We start from the raw sequence: 19,856 nt of genomic DNA, 5'->3' as shown, positions 1-19,856 counted from the left end.
CCTGACGGTCCGTGACGCACGTCGGCCTTGATCGACACTCTGTTACGAACCGTTACAGCTTTACCTAAATAAATACAAGTTGCGCCGGGAATCACCGTTCCAGTGCCGCAAGCCGCGAAGAATTGTCCGTTTATATGGAAATTGACGTGGGCTTCGCGAGTGACGACCGGGACGGTGACATGCGCGACTTCAGCAGGAGGGGTGTGCTGGGACTCGGACTCGGGGCCGCCGCCGCGGTGGGTATCGCGGGCTGCGGATCCCCGGACGGGTCCGAGCCCGGCAGCCCCGGACCGATCAAGAACCCCAAGCCCGGCGAGAAGCCGGCGGCCAAGGCCATCGGCGACGGTTCCACCGCCGACACCGGCCCGCAGCCCCACCAGCCGGCCGCGCCCGTGCCGCTCCAGCCGGGGGAGACCCCGCCGCAGTTCGTGGTGTTCAGCTGGGACGGCGCCGGCGAGATCGGCAACGGCCTCTTCCCGCGCTTCCTCAAGCTGGCCAGGGACCACGGCGCGGCCATGACCTTCTTCCTCTCCGGCATCTACCTGCTGCCCGAGTCGAAGAAGGACCTCTACCGCCCGCCGAACAACCCCGTCGGAGCCTCCGACATCGGGTACCTGAAGGACGAGAACGTCCGCAACACCCTCAAGTGCGTGCGCGAGGCGTGGCTGGACGGGCATGAAATAGGGACCCACTTCAACGGCCACTTCTGCGGCGGCTCCGGCTCGGTGGGCCGCTGGACCCCGGACGACTGGCAGAGCGAGATCGACCAGGCCGTGGCGTTCGTCACCAACTGGCGCACCAACACCGGCTTCACCGATCTCGAACCGCTGCCCTTCGACTACCGCAAGGAGCTGACCGGGGCCCGCACCCCCTGCCTGCTCGGCCAGGACAACCTGCTGCCGACCGCCAAGAAGCTCGGCTGGCGCTACGACGCCTCCTCGCCCGGCGGCCTCCAGCAGTGGCCGGTGCGCAGGGCCGGGATCTGGGACCTGCCGCTCCAGGCGCTGCCCTTCCCCGGGCACTCCTTCGAGGTGCTGTCGATGGACTACAACATCCTCGCCAACCAGTCCAGGAGCACAACCAAGGGCGTCCCGTCCAACTACCCGGCCTGGCGCACCCAGGCCACGGCCGCCTACCTCGGCGGCTTCAAGCGGGCGTACGAGACCAACCGCGCGCCGCTGTTCATCGGCAACCACTTCGAGGAATGGAACGGCGGCATCTACATGGACGCCGTCGAGGAAGCCCTCAAGAGCATGTCGGACAAAAGGGACGTACGGCTCGTGTCCTTCCGGCAGTTCACCGACTGGCTCGACGTCCAGGACGGCAGGATCCTCACCAAGCTGCGCGAGCTCGCCCCGGGCGAGTCGCCGACCGGTGGCTGGCACACGTACCTCGCGTAGCGCCCTGCTGTGGCTGACCAGCGGCTTAACACACCGTCGGGGGGCGCGGAAGATCCGCAAATCGCTCATGCGAAACTTTTCACATGAGCCTTAGCCGCGCCCGTGCCCGTCGGAGTAGTCGAAGAAGCTGCCGCTCGACCAGCGGCCGCGCCGCCCTGCTGACCGCGGTGGCCCTCGCGAGCGCCCTGACCCTCACGGCGTGCGGCGACTCCGGCAGCAAATCCTCCGGCTCCGCCGGCGGCAACTACGTGACGGGCCCCGGCGGCATCTCCACCGTCGCCAAGGGCGAGCGGGACGAGGCGCCCAAGCTCGACGGCGAGACCGTCGACGGCAAGACCCTAGACACCACCGCCCTCAAGGGCAAGGTCGTCGTCCTCAACGTCTGGGGCTCCTGGTGCCCGCCGTGCCGCGCCGAGGCGCCGTACTTCGCGAAGGTGTCGAAGGAGCTCGCCGACGCGGGCAAGGACGTGGCCTTCGTCGGCCTCAACACCCGCGACAACAGCAAGCAGAACGCGGCCTCCTTCGAAGAGAACTTCCAGATCACCTACCCGAGCCTCTATGACCCCGACGGCAAGCTGATGCTCCGCTTCCCCAAGGGCACGCTCAACGCGCAGTCCATCCCCTCCACGATCGTCCTCGACAAGGAGGGCAAGATCGCCGCCCGCACCCTTGCCGCGGTCAACGCGGAGCAGCTGCACAAGATGATCGACCCGCTCCTCGCGGAGCAGTGACCTCGTGGTCGAGTACGTCCTCGCCGCCGAGGCGACCGGTGTGAACGAGACCGTCCTCAACGGTGCGCTGCTGGTCTCGCTGCCGATCGCGCTGCTCGCCGGGCTGGTCTCGTTCTTCTCCCCCTGCGTGCTGCCGCTCGTCCCCGGTTACATCTCGTACGTGACCGGCGTGGGCGGGGCCGACCTCGCCGAGGCGCGGCGCGGCCGGATGCTGGCGGGAGCGAGCCTGTTCGTCGCGGGCTTCACGGCCGTCTTCGTCTCGACCGGGGCGCTTTTCGGGCAGTTCGGGAACACCCTCTCGCTGCACAAGGAGATCATCTCCCAGGTCATGGGCGGGCTGGTGATCCTGCTCGGGCTGTTCTTCATGGGCGCGATCCCCGGGCTGACGATGCGGGAGTTCCGCTTCCACAAGAAGCCGACGGCGGGCCTGATCGGTGCTCCGCTGCTCGGTGTGCTCTTCGGCGTCGGCTGGACCCCCTGCATGGGGCCGACCCTCGCCGCCGTCAACACGCTCTCCCTCGACCAGGCGAGCGCCGGCCGGGGCGCGCTGCTGATGGTCGGCTACTGCGTGGGGCTGGGCCTGCCCTTCATCCTCACCGCGGTCGCCTTCCGCAAGGCGCTCGGTGCGTTCGGCTGGGTGAAGAAGCACTATGCGTGGGTGATGCGCATCGGCGGCGGCATGCTGATCCTGACGGGTCTGCTGCTCGTCACAGGCTGGTGGGGCACCCTCATCAGCGAAACGCAGAGCTGGACCCAGGGCTTCACGGTGGGGATCTGAGGACTTAAGCAATGAGTACGACCGACAAGGCGTCCACCGAGGCGCCGCAATCCGAATCCGCCGTGGACACGGCCGCGGCCGAGGCCGCGGCGACCGCCGAGGCCACCGCCGACGCGGCGGCCGGCGCGCAGCTGTCCACCGCCCCGCTGGAGGACAGCCCCACCGGGCCGGCCGTCGGCATCGGCGTGATCGGCTGGGCCCGCTGGTTCTGGCGCCAGCTCACCTCCATGCGGGTGGCGCTGATCCTGCTCTTCCTGCTGTCCCTGGGCGCCATCCCCGGTTCCCTCGTCCCGCAGACCCAGGTCGACGCGATGAAGGTCGCGGAGTGGAAGAGGACCCACGAGTTCTGGGTGCCGCTCGCCGAGAAGCTCCAGCTCTTCGACGTCTACAGCTCGGTGTGGTTCTCCGCGATCTACATCCTGCTGTTCGTGTCGCTGATCGGCTGCATCGTGCCGCGCACCTGGCAGTTCGTCGGCCAGCTCACCGGCCGCCCGCCCGGCGCCCCCAAGCGGCTGGACCGGCTGCCCGCGTACACGACGTGGCGTACGGAGAAGTCCCCGCAGGAGGTGCTCTCGTACGCGAAGACGCTCCTGGGCGACCGCCGATTCCGCACCGAGGCGGGCGGGAACTCGGTCGCCGCCGAGAAGGGCTATCTGCGCGAGGCCGGAAACCTGGCCTTCCACATCGCCCTGATCGTGCTGCTGGTGGCCTTCGCCACCGGTCAGCTCTTCAAGTCCGAGGGCGGCAAGCTCGTCCTGCGCGGCAAGGGCTTCTCGAACACGCTCACCCAGTACGACGACTTCAAGCACGGCAGCCTCTTCAGCTCCGACGACCTGCCGCCCTTCTCCTTCACGCTCGACAAGTTCGACGCCACGTACGAGAAGACCGGCCCGCAGAAGGGCACCCCGCGCGACTTCAAGGCGTACGTCACCTTCAGCGACGGCGCGGACGGCACGCCGCAGAAGCGCGAGATCCAGGTCAACAAGCCCCTGGAGGTCGACGGCTCCAAGGTCTACCTGCTCGGCCACGGCTACGCGCCGGTCGTCTCGGTGACCGACCCCAGCGGCAAGGTGGTCTACCGGGACGCCGTGCCGATGCTGCCCCAGGACGCGAACCTCACCTCGGCCGGCGCGATCAAGGTCGCGGACGGCTACCGGAACAAGAGCGGCGAGAAGGAGCAGCTCGGCTTCTCCGCCCGGTTCGTGCCGACCTTCGCGGGCAAGGGCCAGGGCACGATGCTCTCGCAGTTCCCGGCCGCGGACTTCCCGGTGCTCGCCCTCAACGCGTTCCACGGCAGCCTCGGCGTCGACGCGGGGCTGCCGCAGAACGTGTACCAGCTGGACACGGCCAAGATGCAGCAGTTCAAGAAGGAGAACGGCGATCCGTTCTCGCAGCTGCTGCTGCCGGGCGAGACGATGACCCTGCCGGACGGCGCGGGCACCGTGAAGTTCGAAGGCATCGAGCGTTGGGCCACCTTCTCGATCACCCGGCAGCCCGGCAGCGGGCTCGCGCTCGCGGGCGCGGTGGCGGCCATCGGGGGCCTGGCCGCATCCCTGTTCATCCAGCGCCGCCGGATCTGGGTCCGCGCGGTGGCCGGCAAGGACGGAGTGACCGTCATCGAGATGGCGGGCCTCGGTCGAAGCGAGTCCGCCCGGCTCTCGGAAGAGCTGACGCTGCTCGCCGTCGCGCTCAACCAGCAGGCGCCCATGGCGCCTGATCCTGTCGAAGAAACCGTTGAAGGGGAGCGCGGATGACGCCGCTCGCAGCCGCAGCCAACGAGAACCTGGCGCACATCAGCAATGTGCTGATCTATTCGTCGATGGCGGTCTACACGCTCGCCTTCCTCGCCCACATCGCCGAGTGGATCTTCGGCAGCCGCAGCAAGGTGGGCCGTACGGCCGCCGCGCTGACCGGCGCCAAGACGGCCGACGCCCCCGCCGTGCAGGTGCGGGCGAAGGGCGGGAGCACCGCCGTCCTGGACAAGCCCAAGGTCGTCACGCGCTCCGCCTCCGGCACCCGCGACGTCCCTGACGGTCCCGGCGCGGCCGGCGGCACCGTCCAGGGCGACCTGTACGGGCGGATCGCGGTCTCGCTGACCGCGCTGGCCTTCCTCATCGAGGCGGGCGGCGTCCTCGCCCGCGCGCTGTCGGTGAACCGGGCCCCCTGGGGCAACATGTACGAGTTCTCGCTGACCTTCTCCACGGTGGCCGTCGGCGCGTACCTGATCCTGCTGGCGCTGAAGAAGAACGTCCGCTGGATGGGCCTGATCCTGGTCACCACCGTCCTGCTGGACCTCGGCATCGCCACCACCTGGCTCTACACCGACAGCGACCAGCTGGTGCCCGCGCTGCACTCGTACTGGCTGTGGATCCACGTCTCGACCGCGATCATCTGCGGCGCCGTCTTCTACATCGGGGCGACCGGCACGGTCCTGTACCTCTTCCGCGACGGGTACGAGTCCAAGCTCGCGCGCGGCGGCAAGCCCGGCCGGTTCGCGACCTCGGTCATGGAGCGGCTGCCGGCGGCGGCCACGCTCGACAAGTTCTCGTACCGGATCAACGCGGCGTTCTTCCCGCTGTGGACCTTCACGATCATCGCGGGCGCGATCTGGGCCGGCGACGCCTGGGGCCGCTACTGGGGCTGGGACCCCAAGGAGGTCTGGTCCTTCGTGACGTGGGTGGCGTACGCCTGCTACCTGCACGCGCGGGCCACCGCCGGCTGGAAGGGCCGCAAGGCCGCGTACCTCGCGCTCTTCGCCTTCGCCTGCTGGATCTGGAACTACTACGGCGTGAACATCCTGCTCAACGGCAAGCACTCGTACGCGGGCGTCTGACCGGCGGGAGTGGGACGCTGGTGTCATGCCTCCTGTGAGTCAGGGCACCAGCGAGAGCCCCTTCGGCCGTCACGGTGACGGTGGCGGCGAGGACCGCTGGCTGCTGCGTTTCGAACCGCACCTGCCGTACGCCTACGAGGCCCTGTGGCCCGCCCTCTCCACGGCGGACGGGCTGCGCGGCTGGCTGGCGGCGGCCGACGTACTGCAACGGCGCCTCGGCGGGGCCGTCACGCTGTGCTGGCTGAACACCGGCACCTCGGTGACCGGGCGGATCACGGCCTGGGACACCGAACGGGTCGTGGAGTACACGGTGAGCGAGCAGGGACGGATCCGCTTCCACCTGGAGCCGGTGGGGACGGACTCCACGGTGCTGCGCTTCGTCAACGAGCGCGGCGGGACGGAGGCGGAGCGCCTCGACTGCCTCGCCGGCTGGCACCACCACTTCGAGCTGCTGGAATCCGCCCTGGCGGGCACCCCGGCGGGCACCCCCGCGGACCGGCCCCTGTGGAACGACGCCCGCTGGGCGGAGCTGCGCGGGGCCTACGCGGCCGCCGCGGGGGCGGCAGCCTCCAGGGCGTAGCCGCCGGCCACCACACGGGCCGCAGGGCGGGCAGCTCCCCGTCGCCGTTCAGTGTCCGTACGAGCCGGGGATCCGGGTGCTGCCCTGGGCCCGGCAGGCCCGGCAGGCCCGGTAGCGCCGCGACGGCCGTCAGGCCGGCTTGTCCTTGTCGGCGTCCTTGTCCGTGTTCCGCTCCCGGTCGTTCTCCAGGGACTTCAGGAACTCCGGGTTGTCGTCCGGCGCCACCCACCGGCTCCGGTGGGTGCGCCCGCCGCCGACTGCGGACCGCTTCTTGCCCGCGAACAGCCACACCACCGGGCCGACGATCGAGAAGAGCAGGATGATGATCACCCAGATCACCTTCGGGAGGTGCTTGACCTCCTCCTCCGGCGTGTTCAGGCAGTCGATGAACGTGTAGATGGTCAGCGCGATGATCAGCAGGAAGGGCAGATAGCGCAGCACGGTGTGGGACCGACCCCCAGAAGATTGCGCGGCCCTGGACGGGCCGAGGAAGACTCCTCCAGGGTAGAGGGGCCGGGCGGCCGGTGACGATCCATCCGGAGTCGCGGGTCGGACCCCCGCCGCGGTCCGGCCCCGGAGCGGGGATGCCACAATTGCCCGCATGGCTTACGACGATCTCCGCTCGCTGCTCCGGGCCCTCGAACGGGAGGGCGACCTCAAGCGCATCAAGGCCGAGGTGGACCCGTACCTGGAGGTCGGGGAGATCGTCGACAGAGTGAACAAGGCGGGCGGCCCGGCCCTGCTCTTCGAGAACGTCAAGGGCTCGGCGATGCCGCTGGCCATGAACGTGTTCGGCACCGACCGCCGGCTGCTGAAGGCCCTCGGCCTGAAGTCGTACGCCGAGATCAGCGAGAAGATCGGCGGCCTGCTCAAGCCGGAGCTGCCGCAGGGCTTCATCGGCGTGCGCGAGGCCTTCGGCAAGCTCGGCTCGATGGTGCACGTGCCGCCGAGGAAGGTGAAGGGCGACTCCGCACCCGTCCAGGAGGTCGTCCTCACCGGCGACGACGTGGACCTGGACCAGCTGCCGGCCCTCTTCACCTGGCCCAAGGACGGCGGGTCCTTCTTCAACCTGGGCCTGACGCACACCAAGCACCCGGAGACGGGCGTGCGCAACCTCGGCCTGTACCGCCTCCAGCGCCACGACAAGCGCACCATCGGCATGCACTGGCAGATCCACAAGGACAGCCGCAACCACTACGCGGTCGCCGCCAAGCGCGGTGAGCGGCTGCCGGTCGCGATCGCCTTCGGCTGCCCGCCGGCCGTGACGTACGCGTCCACCGCGCCGCTGCCCGGCGACATCGACGAGTACCTCTTCGCCGGCTTCGTCGCGGGCAAGCGGATCGAGATGGTCGACTGCAAGACGGTCCCGCTCCAGGTCCCGGCCCATGCGGAGGTCGTCATCGAGGGCTGGCTGGAGCCGGGGGAGACGCTCCCGGAGGGCCCCTTCGGCGACCACACCGGCTTCTACACCCCGCAGGAGCCCTTCCCCGCGCTGAAGATCGACTGCGTGACGATGCGCAAGCGTCCGCTGCTCCAGTCGATCGTGGTCGGCCGGCCGCCGACGGAGGACGGGCCGCTCGGGCGTGCGACGGAACGCTTCTTCCTCCCCCTCCTCAAGATCATCGTGCCGGACATCGTGGACTACCACCTCCCCGAGTCGGGCGGCTTCCACAACTGCGCGATCGTCTCGATCGACAAGAAGTACCCGAAGCACGCGCAGAAGGTCATGCACGCCATCTGGGGCGCCCACATGATGTCGCTGACCAAGCTGATCATCGTGGTGGACTCGGACTGCGACGTCCACGACCTGCACGAGGTGTCCTGGCGGGCGCTGGGCAACACGGACTACTCCCGCGACCTCACGATCGTCGAGGGCCCGGTGGACCACCTGGACCACGCGTCGTACCAGCAGTTCTGGGGCGGCAAGGCGGGCATCGACGCCACGAAGAAGCTCCCCGAGGAGGGCTACACCCGTGACGGGGGCTGGCCCGACATGGTCGAGTCCGACCCGGCCACCGCGGCACTGGTGGACAGCCGCTGGAAGGAATACGGACTGTGAGCCCGATCGGAGTGAGCGGCCCCGAGCTCGTCATCGGCACCGACACCGCGTACGTGGCCCTGCTGCGGCCGGAGATCGACCCGGCCGAGCCGGGCGTGGTCATCGCGGCCCGGCAGGCGGGCGTGACGCCCGAGGAGTTCGCGGGCCCCGGCAACATCTGGGCGCTGATGATCGACGTGGAAGGCGAGGGAGACGGCTTCGAGCTGCCCGGCGCGCGGGACATCGAGGCGGACGACTTCGCCGAGCAGCTCCAGCGTGCCCTGGCGGCCGGCGAGCCTTTCACCGCCGAAGCCGGGAACTTCCTGCGCCTCGACGCCCGTCCGTCCGGCGACTCCTGGGTGGTCACCGCCCACGTCACCCCGCCGGAGGGCCACGACGGCGCCGCCGCCCAGGCCCTGGAACTCGGTCCCCTGCCCGCGGCGGAGCTGCTGGCCGACCTCGAAGAGTTCCGGAGGGACCTCGTATGACATCCGCCGCCGAGGGAATCCTCGGGTCCGGGTCCGGCCCCGCGCCGCAGGCGACCGGCAAGGTCAAGGCCTTCCTGCGGCTCGTGATGATCGAGCACTCGGTCTTCGCGCTGCCCTTCGCCTACATCGCCGCCCTCACCGCCATGTTCCGGCTCGACGGGGCCATGCACTGGGGCACGCTGCTGCTCGTCACCGTCTGCATGGTGGGGCTGCGGACCTTCGCGATGGCCGCCAACCGGATCATCGACCGGGAGATCGACTCCCGTAACCCCCGCACCGCCGGGCGCGAGCTCGTGACCGGCGCGGTGTCGGTACGGTCCGCGTGGACCGGGGCCGGGGTCGCGCTCGCCGTGTTCCTCGGGTCGGCCGCGCTGCTGAACCCGCTGTGCCTGGTGCTGGCGCCGCTCGCCGTGGTGCCGATGGTGGTGTACCCGTACGGCAAGCGGTTCACGAACTTCCCGCACGCCATCCTGGGCCTGGCCCAGGCCATGGGCCCGGTCGGCGCCTGGCTGGCCGTGACCGGCGAGTGGTCCTGGGAGGCGGTGATCCTCGGGGTCGCGGTGGGCGTGTGGATCGGCGGCTTCGACCTGATCTTCGGCTGCCAGGACGTCGCCGCGGACCGCGCGGAGGGCGTCAAGTCCGTCCCGGCCCGCTTCGGCATCCCGGCCGCCCTGTGGGGCGCCCGCGGCGCGCACGTCGTGACGACCGCCCTGCTCGCCTGGTACGCCCTCGCCACGGACGCCGGCCCGCTGTTCTGGGCGGGCCTGGCGATCGTCGCCGGCGCCTTCCTCTACGAGCACACCATCGTCACGCCGCACGACCTGTCCCGTCTGAACCGGGCCTTCTTCACGGTCAACGGCTTCATCGGCGTCGCCCTCTTCGTGTGCGCCCTGCTGGACCTCGCGGTCCGGGGGCTGACGCTCTAAGCGGCGCTCGTCGGCCGGGGCCCGTCCGGGCGGCGGAAGAAGAGGGCCGTCGCCACGCCCGCCGCGAGGCCGAAGAGGTGGGCCTGCCAGCTGACGCCGGAGTCGGTCGGCAGGACGCCGAGGAAGATCGTGCCGCCCCAGACCGCGGCCACCGCCAGTCCCACCGCCACGCCCAGGGCCTTGCGCTCGACGAAGCCGCGGACCACCAGGTAGCCGAACAGCCCGAAGACCAGGCCCGAGGCGCCGACCGTGATGCTGTGCGACGGGGAGAACAGCCAGACGCCCGCCCCGTCCGCCGCGATGATCAGGGCGCAGACGGCCAGGAAGCGGCGTATGCCGCCGAGCGCGGCGACGAAGCCGAGGACCAGCAGCGGGACGCTGTTGGACGCGGTGTGGTCGAAGCCGAAGTGCAGGAAGGGCGCCAGGGGGATCCCGGTGAGGCCGTCCGCCTCGCGCGCGGCGATCCCGTACGCGACCAGCGCGTGGCCGGTGGCGAGGTCGACCGCCTGGATCAGCCACAGCAGGGCCACCCACCCCAGCATCAGGCGGGCCGCCGCCTTGGCGCGGTCGGCCTGTGTCCAGTTCTGGTCCATCGTGTTCATGCCGGTCCCCGTGCTCCCCGTGCTGCGTGTCTCGCCCTCGTCCCACCCCGTGGAACGTCGGGGCACCTTACCGAGTGCCCGCGCCCTGTGGCCGGATAGTCTCGGAGGTATGACTGAGCGCAAGCGCACCCCGTGGGTGGTCGGGGTTTCCGGGGCGTCCGGGACGCCGTACGCGGCGGCGGTGCTCCGCGGCCTGTTGGCGGCGGGCGAGAGTGTGGACCTGGTGGTGAGCCGGGCTTCGAGGCTGACCCTGCTCGACGAGACCGGGATCGCCTTCCGGGACGCGCACTGGCGGGAGGACCTCGGCGAGTGGCTGGAGCGCGGGGCGGACGGGAAGCCCGCGACCTTCGTCCGGCCGGAGCTGGGGGACGTACGCCACTGGGGCGCCGGGGACCTGGCCGCCGGGCCGAGTTCGGGCTCGTACCCCGTCAAGGGGATGCTGATCGTGCCGGCGTCCACGGCCTGTGTGGCGGGCGTGGCGCTCGGGCTGTCGAAGGACCTGCTCCAGCGCGTCGCGAGCGTGACGCTCAAGGAGCGGCGCCGACTGGTGGTCGCGGTGCGGGAGACCCCGCTGAACGGGCAGACGCTGAAGCATCTGGTGTCGCTGGACGAGGCGGGCGCAATCGTGCTGCCCGCCTCTCCGGCGTTCTACGCGGGCGCGACGCACATCCAGGATCTGGTGGATTTCGTCGCGGGGCGGGTGCTGGACGCGGCAGGGGTGCCGCACCGGCTGTACCGCCGTTGGGAGGGGGAGCTGGGAGGCTCCCGCCCCCGTGACTAGCGCTTCTTGGCGCCGGGCTTGCGGGTCTTGTCGACGCGGTGGGCGGCGGCGGGCTGGTGGGCACGGGATCGGTTGGCCAGCTCCTGGAGCTGTCGCATGTGTGCGTAGGCCATCTCGATCGTGTACACGGTGAACCACTCCTGAAGATCGTCATTGATCTGTTGAAAGATTCACAGGGTGTTGACCCTGTGCGCCTTTGATTCTATACGTAAACTTGCGGGATCGCCGAATAATGGAAGGCTCCAGGTATATGGACGCGGTGGACAGGCAGCTCATCCAGGCACTCCGGGAAAACGGACGTGCCTCGTACGCGGAGCTGGGCCGGCTCGTGGGCCTCTCGGGCCCCAGCGTCACCGACCGGATCAACCGGCTGGAGACCGCCGGCGTGATCACCGGCTACCGCGCGACGGTGGCCGCGGCCGAACTCGGCCTCGGGGTCACGGCACTCATCGGCATCTCCCTCTCGGACGCCGCCGACCACGAGGACGTGGCCCGGCGGCTGCGCGACCTCGCCGAGATCGAGGACTGCTGGTTCATCGCCGGTGACGACTCCTACATGCTGAAGGTGCGCGCCAGCGACGTGGACGGCCTGGAGAGGATCATCCGCAGGCTCTCGGGCACCAAGGGCGTCTCCCGGACCCGCACCACCATCGTGCTCTCCACGAAGTGGGAGAACCGGGTCGGGGATCTGCCCGAGGAGGGCTGAGAGTACGGTTGGTGGCGGTTGCAGGCAGGGCAGGACGCACGGAGGAGACGACCGGGATGGACGCTGGGCTCAAGCGCGAGCTGGAGGAGAAGGTCCGCTCCGGCGAGCGGCTGACGCGTGAGGACGGTATCGCCCTCTACGAGTCGGACGACCTGGCCTGGCTCGGCGGCCTCGCCCACGAGGTGCGCACGCGCAAGAACGGCGACGTCGTGCACTTCAACGTCAACCGCCACCTCAACATGACGAACGTGTGCACCGCGTCGTGCGCGTACTGCTCGTTCCAGCGCAAGCCGGGCGAGAAGGACGCGTACACGATGCGCATCGAGGAGGCCGTGCGCCTAGCCCAGGCCATGGAGAACGAGAACCTCACCGAGCTGCACATCGTCAACGGCCTGCACCCGAGCCTGCCGTGGCGCTACTACCCGCGCTCGCTCTCCGCGCTCAAGGAGGTCCTGCCGAACGTCTCGCTGAAGGCGTTCACGGCGACCGAGATCCACCACTTCGAGACGATCTCCGGGCTGTCGGCCTCCGAGATCCTCGACGAGCTGATCGAGGCGGGCCTGGAGTCGCTCACCGGCGGCGGCGCGGAGATCTTCGACTGGGAGATCCGCCAGCACATCGTCGACCACCGCACCCACTGGGAGGACTGGTCGCGCATCCACCGGCTCGCGCACGAGAAGGGTCTCAAGACCCCGGCGACGATGCTGTACGGGCACATCGAGGAGCCGCGCCACCGCGTGGACCACGTGCTGCGGCTGCGCGAGCTCCAGGACGAGACCGGGGGCTTCCAGGTCTTCATCCCGCTGCGGTACCAGCACGACTTCGTGGACATGAAGGACGGCAAGATCCGCAACAAGCTCCAGGCGCGCACGACGATGGCGACCGGAGCCGAGGCGCTGAAGACCTTCGCGGTCTCGCGGCTGCTCTTCGACAACGTGCCGCACGTCAAGGTCTTCTGGGTGATGCACGGCGTGCAGACCGCCCAGCTCGCGCTGCAGCACGGCGCGGACGACATGGACGGCTCGGTCGTCGAGTACAAGATCACGCACGACGCGGACAACTACGGCACCCCGAACAAGCTGGGCCGCGAGGACCTGCTGGAGCTGATCCGGGAGGCCGGCTTCCGCCCGGTCGAGCGCAACACGCGCTACGAGATCATCCGCGAGTACCCGGGCCCGGACGCGGAGCTGCGCGAGACGCCGCAGGCGATGCGCCTCTGACTCCGTACTGATGCTCCGGGCAGGCGCTCCGGGCAGGCCCCGGTCCCCTTCGGGGGGGCCGGGGCTTTTCCGTTGCCCGGGGCTTGGTGTAATGGCTACCATGCGCCAGTGGCCATTACTTTTACGTTCGACCCGGTCGTCGACGGCGCCCTGCGCGACGGCATCACCGAGCTGTGGACCGAGGTGTCCAACGCCGGCGGAGCGGTCGGCTTCGTGCCGCCCGTCACCGTGGACGACATCCGCCCCGAACTGGTCAAGCACCTCGCCGCGATGGCCGAGGGCCGCCACCGCCTCGTCGTCGGCCGGGGCGCCGACGGGCGGGTCCTGGCCACCGCCTTCCTCGCGCTCAACACGCACCGGCTCCAGACGCACTGGGCCTGGGCCTACACCGTCATGGTCAGCCCCGCCCTCCAGGGCCGGGGCGCCGGCCGCGAGCTGATGGCCGCGGTCGCCGACGCCGCCCGCACGATCGAGGGCATCGAGGCCATCCGCCTCGGCTGCCGCGGCGGGCTGGGCCTGGAGCACTTCTACGCGGCCTGCGGCTACAAGGAGGTCGGCCGGGTCCCCGAGGCCATCCGCGTGGCCCCCGGCGACGACCGCGACGACATCACGATGCTGCTGCCGCTGCACTGACCCCGGCGGCCGTGCCCGTGGCGTCGGCGTGCTTCACTGGACGGGCACGTACCGACGTAGGACGACGAGAGAGAAGGGGTCACCGTGTCCCTCAAGCCGAGCGCGACGATCCGCTACACCGCGATGCGCCTGGGCATCTTCGTCGGATGCCTCGTCGCCGTCGCCCTCCTGGTCCGCCTGGGCTGGGTGCCCTCCAGCATCGGCGACGCCAACTTCGCCTGGATCGTGCTGCTCTCCCTCGTGATCTCCGCGCCGCTCTCCTTCGTGCTGCTGCGCAAGCAGCGCGACGAGATGTCCGTGGCGATCTCCGGACGCGTCGCGGGTGCGAAGGAGAAGCTCGCCGCGAACCGCAGCCAGGAGGACGAGGCCGACGACGCCTCCCGCGTGGCGCAGTAGAGGCCCCAAAGCGCCCAGTTGGCTTCATCACACACCGAACCGCCCCAGCAACGGGAATACCGCCCGTAACGCTGGGGCGTTCGGCGTTTTCGGGCCCGGCCGCGGGACTCTGCGGTGGCCCCCGCAGGACCCCGACTCAAAGAACTCCTTTGGGATTCCCAAAGTGGAAGTGTTAGCGTGTTCAACATGTTGACCGCAGCCGCTGCGCCCTTCGCGCACACGATGACCCCGGGCGTCCCGCTCGTGGCGCGCCTGCATGTCGACCTCTGCCGCCGCGTGTCCGCGGCCTGTTGCTGTCCGTCGAGCTGAATCGATACAGCAGCGGTCCCGCCCGCCCGGCTCCCTCCGGGTGCTGCCGCACCGCACCGCCACCCGCTGCAGATCCGCAGACCCATCCCGGAGAGTGCCCGTGTCCGCGTCACCGCAGGCCCCTGCCGTCAAGGCCAAGGCCTCGTTCAAATTCCCCTTCTGGGCCCAGATCGTCACCGGTCTCGTGCTCGGCGTCCTGCTCGGCTGGCTGTCGCGCAGCCAGGACGTCAGCTGGCTGCGGACCACGCTGGAGCAGGTGGGCGACATATTCGTCCAGCTCCTGAAGCTGGCCGTCGCCCCGCTCGTCTTCTTCGCGATCCTGGTGTCGATCACCAACCTGCGGAAGGTGAACAACGCCGCGCGGCTGGCCTCCCGCACGCTGCTCTGGTTCATGATCACGTCGCTCATCGCGGTCGGCATCGGCCTCGCGATCGGCCTGCTCACCAACCCGGGCTCGGGCACCGGCCTCACCCCGCAGGACGGCAAGCTGCCCAAGCGCACCGGCTCCTGGCTGGACTTCCTGACCGGCATCGTGCCGAAGGACATCATCACGCCGTTCACCGAGCTGAACGTCCTGCAGATCGTCTTCCTGGCCGCCGTCGCCGGCATCGCCGCCCTCCAGCTCGGCGCCAAGGCGCAGCCGGTGCTGAACCTCGCCGAGGCCGTGCTGGAACTGCTCCAGAAGGCCCTGTGGTGGGTCATCCGCCTCGCCCCGCTCGGCACCGTCGGCCTCATCGGCACCGCGATCGCCACGTACGGCTGGGACCTCATCGGCAAGTACGCGACCTTCACCGCGGACGTGTACATCGGCTCGGCGCTCGTGATGTTCGGCGTCTACCCGCTGCTGCTGGCCACGGTCGCCAAGGTCAACCCGGTCCAGTTCTTCAAGGGCGCCTGGCCCGCGATCCAGCTGGCCTTCGTCTCCCGCTCGTCGGTCGGCACCATGCCGCTCACCCAGAAGGTCACCGAGCGCCTGGGCGTTCCGAAGGAGTACGCCTCCTTCGCCGTCCCGTTCGGCGCGACGACCAAGATGGACGGCTGCGCCGCGATCTACCCGGCGCTCGCCGCGATCTTCATCGCGCAGATCTTCGACGTGCAGCTGGGCATCACCGACTACCTGCTGATCGCCTTCGTCTCCGTGGTCGGCTCGGCCGCCACCGCCGGTCTGACCGGCGCCACCGTGATGCTGACCCTGACCCTCTCCACGCTGGGCCTGCCCCTGGAGGGCGTCGGCCTGCTGATGGCGATCGACCCGATCCTGGACATGATGCGCACCGCCACCAACGTGGCCGGCCAGGCGCTGGTCCCGGTCGTGGTCGCGGCCCGCGAGGGAATCCTGGACAAGGAGGCCTACGCCACCGCCTCGTCGTCCCCGCTGGACGAGCCGGCCCCGGCCGCCGCCGCGGTGACGCCGGAGCCCGCGAAGGTCCCGGTCCCCGCCTGACCCGTTCCACACTCGCCGCAGCCCCCGCCCCGTCCGGGCGGGGGCTGTGGTGTGTCACACAGGTTCGGGTCGGCCGTTGAGCCATGCCACGGCCTCGGCGTGGTCGGCGGCGACGCCGACCGGCGCCCAAGCCCCGTTTTCCCCCTGCCGTTCGAGGAGCAGCCGCGGAGCGTGGGGGTGCAGGTGGGAAGCGCCGCCGCCGGCGAGGGGGACCGCGCGACGGGTGCCGGTGATCCAGTGGTCGGACTCCCGGCGCCGTTTCCGCCGAGCCGCCCACGCCTCAAGGGAATTGCGGCGCGGGACCTCGGGCGTGTCGCTGCTGTCCACGGCTGCTCCCTACCGCCAGCGTGCCCCGGGCACCGGGTTGCCCGGGTCGTCCACCCATGGTGCAGCGCCGTCGGCGCTGACCGTGAGTCCGAACCGGGTGAGGGACGGTCGTCCGGTGCCCTCCCACCAGTCGTAGGCGGCTTCCACGACAGGCGCAGCGCCTCACGCTGGTTGCTCATCTCCAGGTTGACGTTGATCTCGTGGATCTGGACGTTCCCCATGGAGAAAGTGAGGCTGTGACGGTCAAAGGGCATGACGCCGACGTGGGCATCCACGCGTTCGGCAGCCTCGGTGGCGTGCCGGATGCGGGCAAGGGTCTCGTCCTTGTTCCCGGAGCGGGCGGCGGAGACGGCGGAGCGCAGTTGCAGCGAGCCCCATACGCGCAGGGCGAGCGGGTCGCCGCCGTCGTACTGGTCCTGGACGGTGGCGAGAGCCTTGTCGGCCAGGGCGAGGGCGTCGGCGTAGTCGGCTGTGGCCCACATGTCCCACACCCGCATCCAGTCGGCGACGGCGGGCAGCAGCGGGTCACCGGACCGCTGCGCGGCCCACACGGCGCGCTCGCAGGCGAGTGCTACGAGCTCTGGCTGTCCAAGGGTGTGGGCTGCGGTGTGGGCGAACTTGCACGCCACCGCGTAGACGGCGAACGCCTTCTCCTGCTCATGGCCGTCGGCGTGCTCTGCGAGTGCCCGGGACTCCCGCAGCAGGTCGGGGATTTCGCGCAGGATCGCGGTGTTCGCGGCGGCGTCTCGCAGCCGGTGAAGGCGGCGCGTGGCCCGCCACAGGTCGTCGGCCGTTCGCGGCATGCCGTCGAACACGGGGGTGAGGTCGTAGCGGCGCAGCTCCCGCATGATCGACGCGGCAGCCGCGTGCCAGCCGGCATTGGGCTCGGCGCCGCCGCCGTATGGTCGCTCGATCAGTACGTTCGGGTGGCAGTGCAGGGCGGCGGCAAGGGCGTTGATCAGGGCGGCCCGGTCCAGTTCGAGCCTGCCCTTCTCGACCTTCGACACCCACGCCTGTGTCTTGCCGACCGCGGCAGCGAGGTCGGCCTGTGTCATGCCGACCTTGAGCCGCTGCCGCCGGACGCGCTGGCCGATGGCCTCTTGCTCCTCAAGCTGGTGGGGCATCATGAACTCCGTCCTTGGCTCGACACCTTGGACGGTACTCGTGCGGGCCCTGCGTGTGTCGGTGAGTTGGGTGCCGAGGCGGGCAAGGTTGGGCGCGGCGTCGGAGCAGGCGAAAGTCCCGGTCACCGTCTGACCTGCCCAACGCTCAACGCTCGCCGCAGCCCCCGCCCCCGTCCGGGCGTGGGCTGCGACGCGTCATGCGCCTGTATGCGCCACGAAGCCGGCCCAAGCGCGGGGTGCGAAGGCGAGGTGGGACCGGCGGAGGTCCTTGGAGTCGCGAACGTGGATGGTGGCGGGCGTGAGGGCTACCTCGACACAGTCGTTGCCGTCGCTGCTGTCGCTGTAGCTGCTCTTGAACCAGCCCAGCTCGGGGTTGTGGATCATGTTTCTCCCAATAGTTCCTCGACGAAGGCCAGCGACTTCCGCGGCGTGAGCGCCTGAGCCCGGATGATGCCATAGCGCAGTTCGAGGATTCGGAGCTGTTTCGGGTCCGAGACCGGTCGCCCGAAGAACATTCCGTCGGATCGGCCCACTGCTGTACCGTCCTCGAACTTCAGCACCTGGATTCGTCCCGCCATGCCTGCGTGTTCCTCGACGTCGGTCGGCATGACCTGGAACTCGACATTCGGCAACTGGGCCACCTCCACCAGGCGTTCAAGCTGTCGGCGCAGGACCATTGTCCCTCCGATGGGGCGGGTTAGAGTCACCGCTTCCTGGACGAAGCTGAGCGTCGGGGAGGGGGACCGTTCGTAGATCGATTGGCGTGCCATCCGGGCCGCCAGCATCCGTTCCATTTCGTCCGGCGTGTAGACCGGCCGCCATGTTCGGAACAGTGCCCGCGTGTACTCCGGGGTCTGCAACAGGCCATGGATGTTGTGGTTGTTGTACGTGCCGATCTCGACGGCCCGACCCTCCAGCTTCGCCAGGTCCCGCACCTTCTTCGGGTAGCGGACCTGTTCCATGTCCGCCTTCATCGAGGCGATCTTGCCGCCCGCCCGGAGCACCTCGTCCGCCTTGTCCAGGTACTCGGGGCGGGGGATCCGCTTGCCCGCCTCGACCTTGCGGACGAGGTCCTCCCCGTACCCGATCGCCGTGCCGAACTCGGCGGCCCGCATGCCCGCCTCCTCCCGCCACGCCTTGAGCTGGCGGCCGAGCGCGGCCAGTACCGCGACCCCCTGCTCGTCCTCGGGGTCGACGTCCCAGCCCGCGTCTTCCGTACCGTCGCTGTCCACGCTCATGCGCGCCCACCTCCGCCGCACCGAATTCCTCAACGCCCCGTTCCCGGGGCCTGGTCAGGACAGCCGGGACAGCACCGGACAGGCCCCGGACAAAAGCCGGACGCGGGGGCGTTGCCGCTTCTCACGGTAGGCATCCACCGCCACGCTCAGTGACGTGAATACCGAAATCCGTGACTCTGAGAGCCAGTTCGTGGCCCGGCTCGCCGCCACGCCCTTCGGGGCCCGCCAGGCCCGTCGGCTCGCCGTCGAGAAGCTCGACTCGTGGGGGCTGCCCTCCGAGGGGCCCGCGCTCATCGTGGCCGAGCTGGCCGCCAACGCCGTGACCCACGGCCGGGTGCCCGGGCGGGACTTCCGGATGGGGCTCGCCCTCGCCGACGGCGTGCTGCGCATCGAGGTGGTGGACGTGCGCGGCGACCGGGTCCCGGGTGTCCGGGACGCGGGCGCGTGGGCGGAAGCCGGGCGGGGGCTGGTGCTGGTGGACGCGCTCGCGGACCGCTGGGGCGTGGACCGGGGGTTGCCGCCGTGCAAGTCGGTGTGGGCGGAGGTGGATGTGCGAGGGGGGTCGGGCGGACCGTGACGCGGGGGTCCCGGACCCGGTGCGGCCCGGCCCAACCCCTATAAAGAACGAGGTAAAACCAACCCAACCCCACCCCTCCGGCTCCCCGTCACCCGCATGGGTGAACTGTGCCAACTGGGCTGGATTTCGGCCTGGTCGCCTGGCATATGCTCGCCCCACAACCCCAGACATGAGACGGCCCCCGGCGGGACTGGCATCCCGGACGAGGGCCTGACCAAACAGGAAGCAAACCCTTCCCAATGGCTCTTGAGCACTTTAGCGCGGCCTCGCCCGCCCCGTCCCGTCTTCGCGGCGGGACCGCCCGATCCGGTGTCGTTCACGTCAACGACCCGCACCCCAGTCACTACACCGTGGTCGGCAACCACCTCGCCCAGCACCGCTCGCTGTCGCTGGTGGCGATCGGGATCGCGGTCCACATCCAGTCGCTGCCGGACGGCGCCCCCGTCGGCATCAAGGCGCTGGCCAGCCGGTTCCCCGAGGGGGAGGTACGCGTCGCCTCCGCCCTGCGGGAGTTGGAGGCGTACGGGTACCTGGAGCGCAGCCGCGTCAAGCTCCCCAACGGGCAGTTCATCACCCGGACGGTGTCCTACAACCGGCCGGGCGCCGTGCCGCCGGAGCCGCCCACCCCGCCCCCGCCCCCGCCGTTGGGCCGGGCGCCCGTACCGGTGCCGGTGGCGGTACCGAAGCCCGTGCCTGCGCCCGCGCCCGCGCCCGTGCCACCGCCC

Annotated in this window: 22 protein-coding genes and 2 pseudogenes; 17 read left to right on the top strand and 7 right to left on the bottom strand. The window is 70.1% G+C overall.

The window, feature by feature from the left end:
• Positions 1-179 precede the first annotated feature (179 nt).
• The 6 genes from ACFWB8_RS19990 to ACFWB8_RS19965 all read left to right on the top strand — a co-directional run bounded on the left by ACFWB8_RS19990 (position 180) and on the right by ACFWB8_RS19965 (position 6,322).
• Positions 180-1,400, top strand: coding sequence for a hypothetical protein (locus ACFWB8_RS19990; protein ID WP_385228515.1), 1,221 nt, complete (start codon positions 180-182; stop codon positions 1,398-1,400).
• 83 nt (positions 1,401-1,483) lie between these two features.
• Complete coding sequence (locus tag ACFWB8_RS19985) at positions 1,484-2,131, top strand: TlpA family protein disulfide reductase (RefSeq protein WP_385228390.1); 648 nt, start codon at positions 1,484-1,486, stop codon at positions 2,129-2,131.
• A gap of 4 nt (positions 2,132-2,135) precedes the next feature.
• Positions 2,136-2,909: a cytochrome c biogenesis CcdA family protein gene (locus ACFWB8_RS19980; protein ID WP_385228387.1), complete on the top strand. Its 774-nt coding sequence runs from the start codon at positions 2,136-2,138 to the stop codon at positions 2,907-2,909.
• Between the two features lie 11 nt (positions 2,910-2,920).
• Positions 2,921-4,663, top strand: coding sequence for a cytochrome c biogenesis protein ResB (locus ACFWB8_RS19975; RefSeq protein WP_385228384.1), 1,743 nt, complete (start codon positions 2,921-2,923; stop codon positions 4,661-4,663).
• The gene (ccsB, locus tag ACFWB8_RS19970; RefSeq protein WP_385228381.1) at positions 4,660-5,742 is read left to right on the top strand and encodes a c-type cytochrome biogenesis protein CcsB; all 1,083 of its coding nucleotides are present in this window, start codon (positions 4,660-4,662) and stop codon (positions 5,740-5,742) included. Before ACFWB8_RS19975 ends, ccsB begins: the two co-directional genes overlap by 4 nt.
• A gap of 25 nt (positions 5,743-5,767) precedes the next feature.
• Positions 5,768-6,322: an SRPBCC domain-containing protein gene (locus ACFWB8_RS19965; protein ID WP_385228378.1), complete on the top strand. Its 555-nt coding sequence runs from the start codon at positions 5,768-5,770 to the stop codon at positions 6,320-6,322.
• A 129-nt stretch (positions 6,323-6,451) separates the two neighbouring features.
• On the opposite strand, the gene ACFWB8_RS19960 is transcribed toward ACFWB8_RS19965, so the two are convergent.
• Complete coding sequence (locus ACFWB8_RS19960) at positions 6,452-6,763, bottom strand: PLD nuclease N-terminal domain-containing protein (RefSeq protein WP_385228375.1); 312 nt, start codon at positions 6,761-6,763, stop codon at positions 6,452-6,454.
• A 160-nt stretch (positions 6,764-6,923) separates the two neighbouring features.
• Between ACFWB8_RS19960 and ACFWB8_RS19955 the strand changes: the two genes are divergently transcribed.
• From ACFWB8_RS19955 to mqnP, 3 genes are read left to right on the top strand one after another with little or no spacing between them, the layout of a single operon-like run.
• Positions 6,924-8,381 (top strand): menaquinone biosynthesis decarboxylase, encoded by a 1,458-nt coding sequence (locus ACFWB8_RS19955; protein WP_385228372.1) that lies wholly within the window; start codon positions 6,924-6,926, stop codon positions 8,379-8,381.
• Positions 8,378-8,848, top strand: a complete 471-nt coding sequence (locus tag ACFWB8_RS19950) for a hypothetical protein (protein WP_385228369.1) — start codon at positions 8,378-8,380, stop codon at positions 8,846-8,848. Before ACFWB8_RS19955 ends, ACFWB8_RS19950 begins: the two co-directional genes overlap by 4 nt.
• Positions 8,845-9,774: a menaquinone biosynthesis prenyltransferase MqnP gene (gene mqnP, locus ACFWB8_RS19945; RefSeq protein WP_385228366.1), complete on the top strand. Its 930-nt coding sequence runs from the start codon at positions 8,845-8,847 to the stop codon at positions 9,772-9,774. The genes ACFWB8_RS19950 and mqnP overlap by 4 nt, the downstream gene beginning before the upstream one ends.
• Here mqnP and ACFWB8_RS19940 read toward each other — a convergent pair.
• On the bottom strand, positions 9,771-10,376 hold the full coding sequence (locus tag ACFWB8_RS19940; protein WP_385228363.1) for a rhomboid family intramembrane serine protease: 606 nt from the start codon (positions 10,374-10,376) through the stop codon (positions 9,771-9,773). The genes mqnP and ACFWB8_RS19940 overlap by 4 nt on opposite strands.
• A 109-nt stretch (positions 10,377-10,485) precedes the next feature.
• On the opposite strand from ACFWB8_RS19940, the gene ACFWB8_RS19935 reads away from it, so the two are divergent.
• Positions 10,486-11,157, top strand: a complete 672-nt coding sequence (locus ACFWB8_RS19935; RefSeq protein WP_385228360.1) for a UbiX family flavin prenyltransferase — start codon at positions 10,486-10,488, stop codon at positions 11,155-11,157.
• Here the strand turns inward: ACFWB8_RS19935 and ACFWB8_RS19930 are convergent.
• The gene (locus ACFWB8_RS19930; protein ID WP_385228357.1) at positions 11,154-11,285 is read right to left on the bottom strand and encodes a hypothetical protein; all 132 of its coding nucleotides are present in this window, start codon (positions 11,283-11,285) and stop codon (positions 11,154-11,156) included. The genes ACFWB8_RS19935 and ACFWB8_RS19930 overlap by 4 nt on opposite strands.
• A 122-nt stretch (positions 11,286-11,407) precedes the next feature.
• On the opposite strand from ACFWB8_RS19930, the gene ACFWB8_RS19925 reads away from it, so the two are divergent.
• The 5 genes from ACFWB8_RS19925 to ACFWB8_RS19905 all read left to right on the top strand — a co-directional run bounded on the left by ACFWB8_RS19925 (position 11,408) and on the right by ACFWB8_RS19905 (position 15,865).
• The gene (locus ACFWB8_RS19925) at positions 11,408-11,863 is read left to right on the top strand and encodes an Lrp/AsnC family transcriptional regulator (protein WP_385228354.1); all 456 of its coding nucleotides are present in this window, start codon (positions 11,408-11,410) and stop codon (positions 11,861-11,863) included.
• Between the two features lie 56 nt (positions 11,864-11,919).
• Positions 11,920-13,083 (top strand): aminofutalosine synthase MqnE, encoded by a 1,164-nt coding sequence (gene mqnE / locus ACFWB8_RS19920; RefSeq protein ID WP_385228351.1) that lies wholly within the window; start codon positions 11,920-11,922, stop codon positions 13,081-13,083.
• A gap of 108 nt (positions 13,084-13,191) precedes the next feature.
• Positions 13,192-13,716: a GNAT family N-acetyltransferase gene (locus ACFWB8_RS19915; protein WP_385228348.1), complete on the top strand. Its 525-nt coding sequence runs from the start codon at positions 13,192-13,194 to the stop codon at positions 13,714-13,716.
• A gap of 123 nt (positions 13,717-13,839) precedes the next feature.
• Positions 13,840-14,112, top strand: coding sequence for a DUF4229 domain-containing protein (locus ACFWB8_RS19910; protein WP_385228512.1), 273 nt, complete (start codon positions 13,840-13,842; stop codon positions 14,110-14,112).
• Positions 14,113-14,521: 409 nt separating this feature from the next.
• Positions 14,522-15,865: a dicarboxylate/amino acid:cation symporter gene (locus ACFWB8_RS19905; RefSeq protein WP_385228345.1), complete on the top strand. Its 1,344-nt coding sequence runs from the start codon at positions 14,522-14,524 to the stop codon at positions 15,863-15,865.
• A gap of 54 nt (positions 15,866-15,919) precedes the next feature.
• Here ACFWB8_RS19905 and ACFWB8_RS19900 read toward each other — a convergent pair whose 3' ends face one another.
• The 4 genes and pseudogenes from ACFWB8_RS19900 to ACFWB8_RS19885 form a co-directional block, all read right to left on the bottom strand.
• Complete coding sequence (locus ACFWB8_RS19900; RefSeq protein WP_385228509.1) at positions 15,920-16,192, bottom strand: DUF6087 family protein; 273 nt, start codon at positions 16,190-16,192, stop codon at positions 15,920-15,922.
• Positions 16,193-16,338: 146 nt separating this feature from the next.
• Positions 16,339-17,316: pseudogene (locus ACFWB8_RS19895) on the bottom strand (helix-turn-helix domain-containing protein); the annotation flags it as partial.
• Between the two features lie 195 nt (positions 17,317-17,511).
• Positions 17,512-17,700 (bottom strand): DUF397 domain-containing protein, encoded by a 189-nt coding sequence (locus ACFWB8_RS19890; protein ID WP_385228342.1) that lies wholly within the window; start codon positions 17,698-17,700, stop codon positions 17,512-17,514.
• Positions 17,697-18,554, bottom strand: coding sequence for a helix-turn-helix domain-containing protein (locus ACFWB8_RS19885; protein WP_385228339.1), 858 nt, complete (start codon positions 18,552-18,554; stop codon positions 17,697-17,699). Before ACFWB8_RS19885 ends, ACFWB8_RS19890 begins: the two co-directional genes overlap by 4 nt.
• A 154-nt stretch (positions 18,555-18,708) precedes the next feature.
• Here ACFWB8_RS19885 and ACFWB8_RS19880 point away from each other — a divergent pair, with 154 nt between their 5' ends.
• Together ACFWB8_RS19880 and ACFWB8_RS19875 are read left to right on the top strand one after the other, a co-directional pair.
• Positions 18,709-19,131 carry an ATP-binding protein gene (locus tag ACFWB8_RS19880; protein ID WP_385228336.1) on the top strand — a complete coding sequence of 141 codons (423 nt, stop codon included), beginning with the start codon at positions 18,709-18,711 and terminating at the stop codon, positions 19,129-19,131.
• 239 nt (positions 19,132-19,370) lie between these two features.
• Positions 19,371-19,856: pseudogene (locus ACFWB8_RS19875) on the top strand (helix-turn-helix domain-containing protein); the annotation flags it as partial.

The organism is Streptomyces sp. NPDC060031, assembly GCF_042736805.1.
Classification (GTDB): Bacteria; Actinomycetota; Actinomycetes; order Streptomycetales; family Streptomycetaceae; genus Streptomyces.
The sequence above is the reverse complement of the archived record's forward strand: the minus strand, read 5'-3'. Positions and strand labels throughout refer to the sequence as shown.